The sequence below is a fragment of the Synechococcus sp. CS-197 genome (assembly GCF_025128215.1).
Lineage (GTDB): Bacteria > Cyanobacteriota > Cyanobacteriia > PCC-6307 > Cyanobiaceae > Synechococcus_C.
Genome location: NZ_JAHLZC010000021.1, coordinates 87,893 through 100,364 on the forward strand (window position 1 = coordinate 87,893; position 12,472 = coordinate 100,364).

Here is a 12,472-nt window from a genome sequence, read left to right on the forward strand (position 1 = left end):
TGTGACGCACGCGGATCATGAGCGTGGCCATGCAGGTTTCCTATTTCCATGTGGCGGCCGACGTTCCTGATGCCATTGGATCGGTGGAGGGGCCTGATGCCGCCGTGGTGATTGATGTGCTGCGTGCCACCACCACCATTGCCTGGGCGCTCCACAACGGAGCCGAGGCGGTTCAGGCTTTCGCCGATCTGGATGAGCTGCGCTTGCAGTCGCGAAACTGGCCTGAGCAAACCCGCCTGCTGCTGGGCGAACGGGGCGGCCGGATGCTCGAAGGGTTCGATCTCGGGAATTCTCCTGTTGCCGTGATTCCAGAAGTGGTGCAGGGAAAACGTCTGTTCATGAGCACCACCAACGGCACGCGTGCCCTTCAGAGAGTGCGCGATGTGTCCGTTGTGATGACCGTGGCTCTCCCCAACCGCCAGGCGGTGGCGCAGCGACTCCTGCGCGATCAGCCTGAGCGCGTGTGGATGGTGGGCAGTGGATGGGAAGGCACCTATTCCCTTGAGGATTCCCTGGCGGCAGGGGCACTGGCCGACGCCCTGGTCGCCGCCGGTGCCCAGGTTGCGAACGATGAACTGCAGGCGGCTCTCGCCCTATGGGCGCAGTGGAAGCACGACCCTGAGGCCTGCTTGCGTGTTGCCTCCCACGGACAACGCCTGACGCGATTGGGGAATCACGACGCCGATTTCAGTTGCTGCGCTGGTCTTGATCAGTTGAGTGTGGTGCCCACACAAACTGAACCCGGGGTTCTCAGAGCCATCCGCGTCTGAGCAGCCATACCATTTGCATCGACTGCATTTGATGGCTGTGCGTGATTTTCTGGCTGCTGCCGTGCAACTCACCAGCACGTCAGATCCCGAAGCCAACTTCAGTGCTGCTGAGGAACAGATTGATTTAGCGGCCCGTCGGGGTGCTGAGCTGATCGGACTTCCTGAGAATTTCGCCTTTATCGGTGAACCCGAGCAGCGTCTCGCGATCGCACCCGCCCTCGCTGATCAAGCTTCGCAATTTCTGATCACCATGGCGCGTCGCTACCAGGTGGTGATTCTTGGTGGGGGATTTCCCGTTCCAGTTGGTGATGGTGCGCATACCTGGCAGAGAGCTCAGCTGGTGGGCCGGGACGGTCAGATCCTGGCCAGTTACGACAAAATCCATCTCTTCGACGTTGACCTGCCCGACGGGAGTTCCTACAGGGAATCCAGCAGTTTCACGCCCGGGTCAACCCTGCCTCCGGTGGTGGATGTGCCTGGACTGTGTCGGGTAGGGGTGTCCATTTGCTACGACGTGCGCTTTCCTGAGCTCTATCGCCATCTCGTCGGCGCCGGCGCCGAGTTGCTGATGATTCCAGCTGCGTTTACGGCTTTTACGGGGAAAGACCACTGGCAGGTGCTGCTGCAAGCCCGAGCGATCGAGAACACCGCTTATGTGCTTGCGCCAGCGCAGACGGGCAGCGATGGGGGACGTCGCTTCAGCCATGGTCACTCCATGGTGATCGATCCCTGGGGAACCGTTCTGGCGGATGCCGGGGTGTCCCAGGGGGCTGCCGTTGCTCCAGTGGATCTGGACCACCTTGCCCGCATTCGCAGTCAGATGCCCTGCCTGCAGCACCGTCGAACCACGGTGTTCTGAGCTTGGTCATGCCCCGGCTGCCCCGTCGTTTCACAGCACTGCTTGTTGCTGCTTCTCTGCAGTCAGTTGGATGGTTCTCTGGATTGCCCGCCCGGGCTGCCAGTGCTCTCGCGGCGTGGTCGTTCGGGAAGGATGGGGTCCTTCAGCTGCGCACGTCGACCGGCGCCCGTCTGGATGCGTTCTTCGAGGCCGGTGATCGTCGTCAGGGGCCGCGGGTTTGGATTGATTTTCCCGGTGAGCTCAGCCGTCCCCGGCGGATTCCAGGTTCGGGGCCGGTGCGTGAGTTCCGCCTGGGCAAGCCAACACCCGGCGCCACCCGGCTGGTGATCGAGTTTCAGCCGGGGGTGACCCTCGACCCAGGGAACCTTCGGCTGGTGGGGACAGCTCCCGATCGCTGGAAATTGCTGTTTGAGGGGCTTCCTACCCAGGGGCTGCGCTCGATTGGCGAAGGAGATCTCAACCGTGCCAGCAGCGGGCGTTGGGGCGGCGTGCGCATCCGGCCGACGCAAACACCTGTGAACGCCGAGGGCTTGCCTGATGTGGCCAGGGGGCGGTACCGGGTTGTGGTGGATCCAGGGCATGGAGGCCCTGATCCCGGTGCTGTGGGCATCAACGGAATTCGTGAGGCTGAGATCGTTCTCGATATCTCCCTGCAGGTGGCCCGCCTTTTGGAAGCCAAAGGGGTTCAGGTGACCCTGACGCGCACCGCTGAAGTGGATGTGGATCTGCCCCCTCGGGTTTCACTGGCGAACCGGATTGGGGCCACGGCATTTGTGAGCATTCATGCGAATGCGATCAGCATGTCGCGCCCGGATGTGAATGGAATCGAAACGTTCTACTTCTCGGATCCTCGATCGGCCCGCCTTGCGGCCCATATCCAGCAGCAAGTGCTGAATGTGTCACCAGGCAGCCCGAACCGAGGGGTGCGTCGGGGTCGTTTCTTCGTGATTCGACGCACCACCATGCCTGCAGCGCTCGTTGAAACAGGATTTGTGACCGGTGATATCGATGCTTCCCGGCTCGCCACCGCGTCCCATCGCCGCCGGCTGGCACTGGCCATCGCCGCCGGCATCCTTGAGTATCTGCAGGGGGTCCGTTGAGCATCCGTCTCGGCTTTTTTGACAGCGGCCTGGGGGGGCTCACGGTGCTTCGGCGCGTGCTCGAAAGTCATGGGGGAGTTCCCACGATCTATCTGGGTGACACGGCCAGGGTTCCCTACGGCAGCCGTTCTCCCTCCGAGATCCGAGCCATCGCCTCCGAAGTCGTCGCTTGGTTGCGTGATCAGCAGGTCACCACTGTGGTGATGGCTTGCAACACCACCAATGCCCTCGCCAGGGACGTGACTGAAGGACAAGCAGGCGTGCCCGTGGTCGGGCTGATTGGTGCCGCCGCCGCGATGGTGCGGGACTCGCGGGTGGGCGTGTTGGCCACACCAGCGACCGTGGCCTCCGGGGCTTACAGGGAAAGCATCGAAGCCCTTCATCCTGGAACGCTTGTGGTTCAGCAGGCCTGCCCGGACTTTGTTCCGCTCATCGAGGCGGGAGACCTTGGCTGTGACGCCCTGCGCAGCGCTGCCATCCACTACCTCCAGCCACTCCTGGAGGCCTCCGTGCAATCGATCGTGCTCGGGTGTACTCACTACCCTCTGCTCCTTCCCCTGCTCTCCAACCTCTTGCCTGAGTCGATCCGACTGATCGATCCGGCCTTGGGTGTGGCAAGCCAGCTCGATGCACTTCTTGGCAAGCCTGTGCCCGGTGGCCTTGATCAGCCGCTGGCCCTTGAGGCCACTCGCATCTGTGTGACATCCGATCCGCAGGGATTCGCTGATCGTTCCACGCCCTGGTTGGGCCAACGCCCGAAGGTCGAACAGATTGCCCTGCAGTCGTCGGTCGAGGCCCTCTAGGATCTCGCCACCGAGAGGACCCATGACCACCGTCACCGAGTTGCTGCAGCCGGTCGAGGCGGATCTCGAAATCCTGCTGAGCGACCTGCGCAGCCTGATCGGTGCCGGGCACCCGATTTTGCAAGCTGCTGCTGAGCATTTGTTCAGCGCAGGGGGAAAGCGCTTAAGACCCGGCATTGTTTTGCTTGTTTCCCGGGCACTGTCCCCGGAAGGTGAGCTTTCGCCGAGGCATCGGCGTTTGGCTGAGATCACCGAGATGATCCATACAGCGTCTCTCGTGCACGACGACGTCGTGGATGAAGCGGGCACTCGCCGGGGCGTTGAAACGGTGCACAGCCGCTTCAATCATCGTGTGGCTGTTCTTGCAGGCGATTTCCTCTTCGCTCAGGCCAGTTGGCACCTTGCCAATCTGGACAATCTCGATGTTGTGAAGCTCCTCAGCCGCGTGATCATGGATCTGGCTGATGGAGAGGTGAAGCAGGGATTGTTCCGCTACGACACCGGACAAACATTCGAGACCTATCTCGAGAAGAGTTACTGCAAAACGGCCTCTCTCGTCGCCAACAGCGCGCGGGCGGCAGGCGTTCTGAGTGGGTGCACCGAGCCCCAGCTCGAATCCCTCTATCACTACGGCCGGCAACTGGGTCTGGCTTTTCAAGTGGTGGACGACATTCTCGATTTCACCGGAAGCGAACAGCAGCTGGGTAAACCCGCTGCCAGCGATCTCTCCAGCGGATATCTCACGGCTCCTGCGCTCTACGCACTTGAGCAAAATCCCTCACTTGGTGTGTTGATTGAGCGCGAATTCAGCAATGAGGGTGATCTGGATGAAGCCCTTCAGATCGTGCGGCAATCGGATGCCATCGCCCGAACCCGTCAGCTCGCTGAACGCTTTGCTCAGGAATCCCGTGAAGCGCTGAGCTGGCTCCCGGAATCCCCGAGCCGGACTGCTCTGCTCGAATTGCCTGATTTTGTGCTCAGTCGTCTTTACTGAACGATTTCGCGCAACTGGTGCTCCGCCTCGGCCAGTGCATGGATACAGGTGATGTCCTCAAGCGGTGAGGACGCGCTCAAAGCATTGGTTGGCATCAAGCGCCAAACCGTGCAACCGGCTTGACGCGCTGATTGGCAACCGGCATCGGAGTCTTCGAAGGCCCAGCAATCCTGCGGTCGCACATTCAGCTTCAAGGCAGCGAGCTGGTAGGGGTCTGGAGCTGGCTTCCCTGCTTTGAGAGCGCTGTCATCCCCACACACCTGCACCTCCAACAGATTCACCCAGGGATGGTGGCGGATCTTCAGTTGCAGGGAGTTGCGATCACTGCTGGTGACCAGGGCCATCGGCAGATTCAGGGAATGGATGTAGCGCAGGAGAGATTCGGCTCCCGGCATTGCCGGGGCTGTGCTCAGCAAGTCAGCGGCGAGCGGTTGACGCACCGCGAGCAACTGCTCTGGGCTGATGGGCTGACGGATCCAGGAACAGACTTGCCGGGCATTCTCAAGTCGGCGCTGGCCTTGCAGCTGGGCAAGCTGTGCATCGCTCAGATCCGTTCCAAAGTGAGCTGCCGCCTGCCGCCAGGCGATGGCGTGGAGGGGTTCTGTATCCAGAAGCACGCCATCGAGGTCGAAGAGAAAAGCCTCAGGCATGCGAGCCATGGTCCTCCAGCCTCCATTCTGTCGCTCGTGGCTGCAGGGTTCAATCACGGGGATTGATGCCTGGCAACGCTTGGCAACGACCCACTGTCTGTGGCGCTTCATGCTGGATAACCTTGCCGTGACACTGCAAGCGGCTGCTGGCGATGAGCGAAGGTTCCACGATCGAAAGCGTGCTCAAGGAGCAGCGCGTTTTTGCTCCGCCCATTGAGCTCACCCAGTCAGCCCGGATCGGTGGCATGGAGGCCTACCAGGCCATGGCCGATGCAGCCAGGAAGGATCCAGACGCGTTCTGGGGTGATGCGGCTCGTCGGGAACTCGACTGGTTCACACCGTTTGAGCAGGTGCTCGACTGGTCCAATCCTCCCTTCGCTCGCTGGTTTCAAGGGGGCACCACCAACCTTTCGCACAACTGCCTTGATCGCCATCTTCACGGTGAGACGGCCAACAAGACGGCCCTGATCTGGGAAGGGGAGCCCGGCGATGTCCGCCGCTTCACCTACCGAGAACTGCACGCTGAGGTGTGCAAGGCGGCCAATGCGCTCAAATCCATGGGCATTGGCAAAGGGGATCTGGTGGCCCTCTACATGCCGATGATTCCGGAGGCGGCGATTGCCATGCTGGCCTGTGCCCGCATCGGCGCTCCCCACTCAGTGGTCTTTGGTGGCTTCTCCGCAGAAGCGCTTCGAGACCGCCTGATCGATGGAGAGGCGAAGGCCGTGATCACGGCTGACGGTGGCTTCCGCAAGGACAAGCCCGTTTCACTGAAACCTGCCGTCGATGCCGCCCTGGCCGGCGGTGCCTGTCCATCGGTGACCTCCGTGCTGGTGGTGCAGCGCACCCAACAGCCGGTGGAGATGGCCCAGGGCCGCGACCAGTGGTGGCATGCGCTCGTGGATGGCCAGTCCAGCGAATGCCCAGCGGAGCCGATGCAGAGCGAAGATCGGCTCTTCGTGCTTTACACGTCTGGATCCACTGGCAAACCCAAGGGGGTGGTGCACACCACCGCGGGATACAACCTCTGGGCCCACCTCACGTTTCAGTGGATCTTTGATCTCCGCGACAACGACGTGTACTGGTGCACAGCGGATGTGGGCTGGATCACCGGTCACAGCTACATCGTGTATGGCCCGTTGTCGAACGGGGCCACCACAGTGATGTACGAGGGTGCGCCACGACCTTCGAAGCCTGGGGCGTTCTGGGAGGTGATCCAGAAGCACGGGGTCACAATCTTCTACACCGCTCCCACAGCGATCCGGGCGTTCATGAAGAGCGGCCGAACCGTGCCGGATCAGTTCGACATGAGCAGCTTGCGATTGCTCGGAACCGTCGGTGAACCCATCAACCCTGAAGCCTGGATGTGGTACAGGGATGTGATCGGTGGTGGCCGCTGTCCGATTATTGACACCTGGTGGCAGACCGAAACCGGCGGCGTGATGATCAGCCCTCTTCCTGGGGCCACCCCGACCAAGCCTGGCTCAGCCACCCTCCCGCTTCCTGGAATCGAAGCCGATGTGGTGGACGCTGAAGGCAACAGTGTGGCGGCCAATGAGGGGGGATATCTGGTGGTGCGTCGTCCCTGGCCCGGGATGATGCGTACGGTGCATGGCAATCCAGAGCGATTCCGTCAGAGCTACTGGGAGCACATCCGTCCAGACGATGGCAGCCACATCTACTTCGCTGGTGACGGTGCGCGTCGCGATGCGGACGGTTACTTCTGGGTGATGGGACGCGTGGACGACGTCATCAATGTGTCGGGCCACCGTCTCGGCACCATGGAAATCGAATCAGCCCTGGTCAGTCACCCTGCGGTGGCGGAGGCCGCTGTGGTCGGGCGTCCTGACGATCTCAAAGGCGAGGGCATTGTGGCCTTCGTCACCCTTGAGGTGGAGCGCGAAGCCAGTGATGCACTGATCGCTGAATTGCGGGCTCATGTGGGAACCGAAATCGGCCCGATCGCTCGCCCTGATGAAATCCGCTGCAGTGATGCCCTTCCCAAAACGCGCAGTGGCAAGATCATGCGCCGGATTCTCAGGGCACTGGCAGCTGGGGAGGATGTGACTGGTGACACCAGCACCCTGGAAGATCGCTCCGTGCTGGATCGTTTAAGGGCCTGATCTCAGGCCCAGGCAAGCAGGAGGTCGACCAAGCGGCGGATGCGTCGACTGCGACCTGGGTCATCAGCCCAGTCGCCCAGAAGTCCCTGGCGCAGTCCTGCACTCGCTGGGGTGAGGTGGTCGCCAGTGGTCTGCACAAAGCGGCTTTGGTCCCCAGGTCTGCGCTGGAGCGCCTGAATCAGATCGTCGCTTTGATCGAGGGCATCCTCCCCGAAGCGCACAACCAGATTGCGGTTCTGCCGGTAAAAACGCTCGATCATGTTGAGCGTTTCCGTTGGCCCGGGGCTGAACTCGGTGACCACACCGAGCTTCGGAGCAAGGCTCCCGAGCAGGGGGATGGAGCGTTCGGCGGTGAAGTTGTTGAAACTGAGCGCTGCTAAACCGCTGCAGCCGCGCCCATCGTCCGGAGCGAGAAGATGGAGCTTGCAGCCAAGACTGTGTCCGAGCCGCAAGGGTGTGTAAGTGGTGTTGAGCCGTTCTTCGAGGCGGAGTCGACACGTCCTGAGTTGTTGCCAGCCCTCGCGGGCCTGCAGTTGGTGGTCGAATCCAGGAACGTAACTCCAGGCGTGGATGGCATAGCCCTCATCAGCCAACCATTCCAGGAGGCGTCGGTAGCTGATCTGGGGATTGGTGGCGAGATAACTGCCACCAATGAAGTCCACGAGACCTCGGACGGAGTCCTTTGGCCACAGACACCAGCACTGACCGCGTCGCTGCCAACGGTTCACCCTGCGGCCAGAGTGCGCACGACCGCCTCTGCCTCCTTCACATGGGCTGGTCCATCGAGGAGGTTGTTGAAAACCAGTTGAATCACGCCCTGCTGATCGATCACGTACGTCACCCGTGCGGGGAGGAGTCCGAAGGTTTTGGGAACGCCAAAGGATCGGCGCAGATTGCCCGTGTTGTCGCTCAGCAGCGGAAAGGGCAATTGATGGCGTTCAGCGAAACGACGATGGCTGACAGCGTCGTCCCCGCTCACGCCCCAAACTTCAGCACCCAGTGCCGTGAGATCGGAGTACTGATCCCGGAACGTGCAGGCTTCGGCTGTACACCCGGGAGTGTCGTCCTTCGGGTAGAAAAACAGCACAAGAATCTTCCCTTTGAGGTCTTCGAGCCGGCGCATCTGACCGTCTTGATCTTCGAGAGCAAAGCTCGGAGCTGCGTCGCCAGTCTTCAGAGCCATTGGGATTTTGCGCTGAGGCCAGCTTAGGAAGCCTTTGCTGGTGACGAGAGAATGGGCCTGCTGAGATCTGATGACCCCTCCCATGACTGACAGTTCCCTGGAGTCCGGTCAATTGGATCTGCTGCAGGACTTCAAAACGCCGTCCGATCCCGTGTGCGCGATCGAGACGCCGTCGAGCGCAGAACCCTCATCGGAGGGGCCTCCTTCCCGTCTCTTGATTGTTGATACGGAAACGACAGGCCTGGATGCTGACCGTGATCAGTGCCTCGAACTGGGAGCCATCCTGTTTTCCATCCCCCATCGTCAGGTTCTGGCTCAGATGTCGTGTCTGCTGCCGGTCGATCACAATCCCGCAGAAGCGATCAATCGAATCCCTGCGGAGGTGAGTCGCCTTGATCAGCCCTGGGGGGATGGGCTGGCTTGGTTTGAGCGCATGATGGCCAGCGCTGATTACCTCGTGGCGCACAACGCAGCCTTTGATCGCCAATGGTTCGGTCGCGGGTCGTTGCCAGAAGCAACACGTCCCTGGCTTTGCACCCTTGAAGATGTCCGTTGGCCAGAAGCGCGCAATCTGCGAGCCAGGCCTTCGGTGATCGACCTTGCTCTGGCCTATGGAATTCCTGTGTGGTCAGCGCATCGTGCTCTCACCGATTGCATGTATCTGGCCGAGGTGTTTCAGCGCTGCGACGACCTCGAGCGACTGATCGCCCATGCGCTGGAGCCACGCCGACTCGTGCGTGCCCAGGTGTCCTACGACCAGCGCCATCTCGCTCGAGACGCGGGCTTCCGTTGGAATGACCCGATCAAGGGTGCCTGGGCCAGGCGGCTTTCGGAGCGAGAAGAGCGGGAGCTTCCCTTCCGCGTGGTGCCGGTGGAGGCTGCGTTGCCGCAGGCATCCTGATTTCCTTCAGCTGTCCGAAGTCACGCGGGGTTTTTGCCGAGGGTTGTCTCTCAGCGGCCACCCTGACGGTATGAACGTCTCGACGCAACGCCATTCCGTTCGATTGCGCCTGCAGCGATGGCAGCAGGTCAGAACCTGGGCGCGTTTGATCCGTGAGGCGGAATGTCTTTGGCATGTGGATGTCCGCGAGCTGAAAAGGCTTGGAGCACTGGAACTTTCCCAACTGCTGAATGAGGTTCCTTCCTGTCAGCGCAGTCGGGTGAATCGTTGGCTCACCCGCTACAGCGTGTCGACTCGCCTTCCCTTCGAGAGCGGCGGATCGCGCTCACGTTCTTGCAGCTCGCCTGAGACCAAAGATGAGTCTCGACGGCCCTGAACAGGTTTTGTGCACTCCCTTAACCTACTGCTAACGACCAAATCAGTTTCGGTTAGCTACTCCTAGGACGCCGATTTCTCCCAGGCTTCCCATGAGCTTCGCCAAGAAGGCTCTCATTTTTTCCTCTTTGCTGGCTCTTGGAGCTGGCGTTTCCGCATCTGCCGCTGATCGTCTGAACGGTGCAGGTGCGTCTTTCCCAGCCAAGATCTACCAGCGCTGGTTCGCTGAACTGGCCAAGGCCGGTGGCCCTCAGGTCAACTATCAGGCTGTTGGATCCGGTTCCGGCCGTAAGGCTTTCATCGACCAGACCGTGAACTTCGGTGCTTCTGACGATCCGATGAAGCCCAAGGACATGGCCAAGGTGAAGCGCGGTGTCGTGCAGATCCCCATGGTGGGCGGCACCATCGCCTTCGGTTACAACAAGCCCGGTTGCAACCTCAAGCTGACCCAGAAGCAGGCTGTTCAGGTGGCGATCGGCAAGATCACCAACTGGAAGCAGCTCGGTTGCGCCCCCGGCAACATCACCTGGGTGCACCGTTCCGACGGTTCTGGCACCACCAAGGCCTTCACCAACTCCATGCAGGCCTTCTCCTCTGAGTGGACCCTGGGTACCGGCAAGTCCGTCAAGTGGCCCGGTAAGAACGCTGTGGGTGCCAAGGGCAACTCCGGCGTCGCTGGCACCATTCAGAACAAAGTTGGCGCCATCGGTTACGTCAACCAGTCCTACATCAAGGGCAAGGTTGTGGCTGCAGCCCTGCAGAACAAGTCCGGTGAATTCCTCAAGCCTTCTGTGAAGGCCGGTGCCACCGCACTGAACGGCATCAAGCTGGATTCCAACCTGGCTGGCAAGAACCCCAACCCTTCTGCCAAGGGTGCTTACCCCATCGCCACCCTCACCTGGGTGCTGGCTTACAAGACCGGCAACGGCAAGAACACCGCTGCCATCAAGGAAGCCTTCAACTTCATGCTGAGCAACAAGGCTCAGGACCAGGCTCCCAGCCTCGGTTTCGTTCCCCTGAAGGGCGGCATCCTCAGCAAGGCCAAGGCTGCTGTGAACAAGATCGGCAAGTGATTCACTGAATCAACTTCAACGATCGAATGAACGAGGAGGGGGCAACCCCTCCTTTTTTATGTTTCCTTTATCTTTCCGAACTTTTAGGGGACCCTTAAAGCTCTGATCCCCATCCCTTTGCCTGCGAGGGATGTTGTGCTCCATACACTTCCTTGTATCGAGAGCTTCAGCCATGGTCTCTGCTCCTCAGTCCGCTCCCAGCCGTCGTGACGGTTTTCTTGAGCTGCTCGAGAACAATTTTCAGAAGCGCAACCTGGTGCATCTTTCGGCGGGCAGTGTGGTGCCTTTGCTGAAGAACAGCCTCTGGCTTGTTGTGAGAGGCATGGTGAAGCTCGGTGCCGTTTCCGTGCATGGTGATGAGCTTTTACTGGGTTTGGCTGGGCCCAATGAGCCGTTCGGCGAGCCTCTGAGCACCGTGGAGGCCTATGAAGCCGTCACCCTCACGGATTGCGATCTCCTGTGCGTGACGATGGCGGAAGTGAGCGAATCCTCTGATCTCGCCAAAGCACTTCTTGATGCTGTTGTTCTGCGTTATCGCCAATCGGAATACCTGCTCTCACTTCTTGGGTTGCGCCGCGTTGAAGAGCGGGTTCGCGGTTTTCTTGAATTGCTGGCCCAGGATTACGGTCAGCCCTGTGATGAAGGATTGCGCCTGAACCTGCGTTTGACCCATCAGGAGATGGCGAGCGCCTTGAGTACAACACGCGTGACAGTGACCCGTGTGATTGGCCTCCTCAGGGATGAGGGTTGGCTCAAGATTGATGCCCAGCGTCACCTTGTGATCACCCATCTGCCCAAGAAATAAATCAACCGGATTGTCAGCTCCAGGGAGTCTCCCTAGAAATGAGCTGATGGTTTAAGGCCTTGGCTGATTCCTCGTTTCCATTGGTCCTGTTGGCCCTGCATGCCGTGCAGGGTTATTGGTATGCAGGCCTGCTGATGGCCATTCTGTTCTCACTGTTCGGTGTGCAGGCGATCGATCCGGCGGCCAAGGGGTGGTCCCACCCCCTGTTCCGACTGGTGATCATTCCTGGCGTTTCACTGTTCTGGCCGCTCCTGCTTGTGCGCTGGGTGCGCCGTCAAGGGCCACCGCAGGAGCGCAATGCCCATCGCCTGGCTGTGCGGCCATGATTCGTTCCCATCGCATCGTGCACAGGCGCCTGTTTCCGCTGATTGCGCTGCTTGCGCTGGTGCTGTCTGTTTCGGCTCTGGCTCTACGACCGGCTGTCCCCATTTCGTCGCCTGCCTCAGCCCCGCTGTTTCAGTCACTTGGTTTTTCCAGTGCACCTCTTTCGGCGTCTAAGAGTGTTCGGGTCAAGGTGAATGGGCATCCCGTCCTGCTGGGTTACCAGCAGGACGCATTGGGTCAGCCAACGCTTTTGATCCAACCCCTGCAGATTCAATCCGAGGCCCAGGTTCAGGTCTTGTGGACCCGCGGCAATGCTTCAGGTGACACGCCTCCAGCGGCGGTGTTTCTCGGACAGCTCTCTGGCGCATCGGCCCTTGCCTTGCCTTTGCCAAGCGACTTTTCCACGGACCGCCCCGGTGGGCTTGTGTTTCGCAGTCTTCCTCTAGCCAAAACCCTCGGACGCGTTGATCTGGCTGCGCTTCCTTCCAATCTGTTTCAAGAGAGTCGCTGAT

General features: G+C 60.5%; 15 protein-coding genes. 12 read left to right on the forward strand and 3 right to left on the reverse strand.

From position 1 onward, the window contains the following. Positions 1-29 precede the first annotated feature (29 nt). Genes KQ296_RS10820 through sds form a run of 5 tightly spaced genes read left to right on the forward strand, consistent with a single transcriptional unit; the run spans position 30 to position 4,526 of the window. On the forward strand, positions 30-770 hold the full coding sequence (locus KQ296_RS10820; protein WP_011932942.1) for a 2-phosphosulfolactate phosphatase family protein: 741 nt from the start codon (positions 30-32) through the stop codon (positions 768-770). A gap of 37 nt (positions 771-807) precedes the next feature. Next, entirely contained in the window at positions 808-1,629 is an 822-nt protein-coding gene (locus tag KQ296_RS10825; protein WP_041428811.1) for a carbon-nitrogen hydrolase family protein, read from the forward strand. An 8-nt stretch (positions 1,630-1,637) separates the two neighbouring features. After that, positions 1,638-2,729 (forward strand): N-acetylmuramoyl-L-alanine amidase, encoded by a 1,092-nt coding sequence (locus KQ296_RS10830; RefSeq protein WP_011932944.1) that lies wholly within the window; start codon positions 1,638-1,640, stop codon positions 2,727-2,729. After that, positions 2,726-3,532, forward strand: a complete 807-nt coding sequence (gene murI, locus KQ296_RS10835) for a glutamate racemase (RefSeq protein WP_011932945.1) — start codon at positions 2,726-2,728, stop codon at positions 3,530-3,532. The genes KQ296_RS10830 and murI overlap by 4 nt, the downstream gene beginning before the upstream one ends. A 22-nt stretch (positions 3,533-3,554) precedes the next feature. Beyond that, complete coding sequence (sds, locus tag KQ296_RS10840) at positions 3,555-4,526, forward strand: solanesyl diphosphate synthase (protein WP_011932946.1); 972 nt, start codon at positions 3,555-3,557, stop codon at positions 4,524-4,526. Here sds and KQ296_RS10845 read toward each other — a convergent pair. Then, complete coding sequence (locus KQ296_RS10845) at positions 4,520-5,185, reverse strand: HAD family phosphatase (protein ID WP_011932947.1); 666 nt, start codon at positions 5,183-5,185, stop codon at positions 4,520-4,522. The genes sds and KQ296_RS10845 overlap by 7 nt on opposite strands. A gap of 143 nt (positions 5,186-5,328) precedes the next feature. On the opposite strand from KQ296_RS10845, the gene acs reads away from it, so the two are divergent. After that, the gene (gene acs / locus KQ296_RS10850) at positions 5,329-7,299 is read left to right on the forward strand and encodes an acetate--CoA ligase (protein WP_011932948.1); all 1,971 of its coding nucleotides are present in this window, start codon (positions 5,329-5,331) and stop codon (positions 7,297-7,299) included. Between the two features lie 2 nt (positions 7,300-7,301). Here the strand turns inward: acs and KQ296_RS10855 are convergent, their stop codons facing one another. Next, complete coding sequence (locus KQ296_RS10855) at positions 7,302-8,027, reverse strand: DUF1350 family protein (RefSeq protein ID WP_011932949.1); 726 nt, start codon at positions 8,025-8,027, stop codon at positions 7,302-7,304. Next, positions 8,024-8,482, reverse strand: coding sequence for a peroxiredoxin (locus tag KQ296_RS10860; RefSeq protein ID WP_011932950.1), 459 nt, complete (start codon positions 8,480-8,482; stop codon positions 8,024-8,026). The genes KQ296_RS10855 and KQ296_RS10860 overlap by 4 nt, the downstream gene beginning before the upstream one ends. Before the next feature lie 82 nt (positions 8,483-8,564). Here KQ296_RS10860 and KQ296_RS10865 point away from each other — a divergent pair, with 82 nt between their 5' ends. The 6 genes from KQ296_RS10865 (at position 8,565) to KQ296_RS10890 (ending at position 12,471) form a co-directional block, all read left to right on the forward strand. Further along, complete coding sequence (locus KQ296_RS10865) at positions 8,565-9,383, forward strand: 3'-5' exonuclease (protein WP_011932951.1); 819 nt, start codon at positions 8,565-8,567, stop codon at positions 9,381-9,383. A gap of 70 nt (positions 9,384-9,453) precedes the next feature. Continuing rightward, positions 9,454-9,759, forward strand: coding sequence for a hypothetical protein (locus KQ296_RS10870; RefSeq protein WP_011932952.1), 306 nt, complete (start codon positions 9,454-9,456; stop codon positions 9,757-9,759). 91 nt (positions 9,760-9,850) lie between these two features. Beyond that, positions 9,851-10,831, forward strand: coding sequence for a phosphate ABC transporter substrate-binding protein PstS (pstS, locus tag KQ296_RS10875; protein ID WP_011932953.1), 981 nt, complete (start codon positions 9,851-9,853; stop codon positions 10,829-10,831). Between the two features lie 172 nt (positions 10,832-11,003). Continuing rightward, a complete protein-coding gene (locus KQ296_RS10880; RefSeq protein WP_041428465.1) occupies positions 11,004-11,636 on the forward strand; it encodes a Crp/Fnr family transcriptional regulator in 633 nt (210 codons plus the stop codon). A 59-nt stretch (positions 11,637-11,695) separates the two neighbouring features. Then, complete coding sequence (locus KQ296_RS10885; protein WP_041428466.1) at positions 11,696-11,962, forward strand: hypothetical protein; 267 nt, start codon at positions 11,696-11,698, stop codon at positions 11,960-11,962. Next, entirely contained in the window at positions 11,959-12,471 is a 513-nt protein-coding gene (locus KQ296_RS10890) for a hypothetical protein (RefSeq protein ID WP_011932956.1), read from the forward strand. Before KQ296_RS10885 ends, KQ296_RS10890 begins: the two co-directional genes overlap by 4 nt. Position 12,472: the final 1 nt, after the last annotated feature.

Excerpts from the sequence above, each read along its gene's own strand:
- KQ296_RS10820 (WP_011932942.1), top strand. The coding sequence starts at position 30 with ATGCAGGTTTCCTATTTCCATGTGGCGGCCGACGTTCCTGATGCCATT.
- KQ296_RS10830 (WP_011932944.1), top strand. The coding sequence starts at position 1,638 with ATGCCCCGGCTGCCCCGTCGTTTCACAGCACTGCTTGTTGCTGCTTCT.
- sds (WP_011932946.1), top strand. The coding sequence starts at position 3,555 with ATGACCACCGTCACCGAGTTGCTGCAGCCGGTCGAGGCGGATCTCGAA.
- KQ296_RS10845 (WP_011932947.1), bottom strand. The coding sequence starts at position 5,185 with ATGGCTCGCATGCCTGAGGCTTTTCTCTTCGACCTCGATGGCGTGCTT.
- acs (WP_011932948.1), top strand. The coding sequence starts at position 5,329 with ATGAGCGAAGGTTCCACGATCGAAAGCGTGCTCAAGGAGCAGCGCGTT.
- KQ296_RS10860 (WP_011932950.1), bottom strand. The coding sequence starts at position 8,482 with ATGGCTCTGAAGACTGGCGACGCAGCTCCGAGCTTTGCTCTCGAAGAT.
- KQ296_RS10865 (WP_011932951.1), top strand. The coding sequence starts at position 8,565 with ATGACTGACAGTTCCCTGGAGTCCGGTCAATTGGATCTGCTGCAGGAC.
- KQ296_RS10870 (WP_011932952.1), top strand. The coding sequence starts at position 9,454 with ATGAACGTCTCGACGCAACGCCATTCCGTTCGATTGCGCCTGCAGCGA.
- pstS (WP_011932953.1), top strand. The coding sequence starts at position 9,851 with ATGAGCTTCGCCAAGAAGGCTCTCATTTTTTCCTCTTTGCTGGCTCTT.
- KQ296_RS10880 (WP_041428465.1), top strand. The coding sequence starts at position 11,004 with ATGGTCTCTGCTCCTCAGTCCGCTCCCAGCCGTCGTGACGGTTTTCTT.
- KQ296_RS10890 (WP_011932956.1), top strand. The coding sequence starts at position 11,959 with ATGATTCGTTCCCATCGCATCGTGCACAGGCGCCTGTTTCCGCTGATT.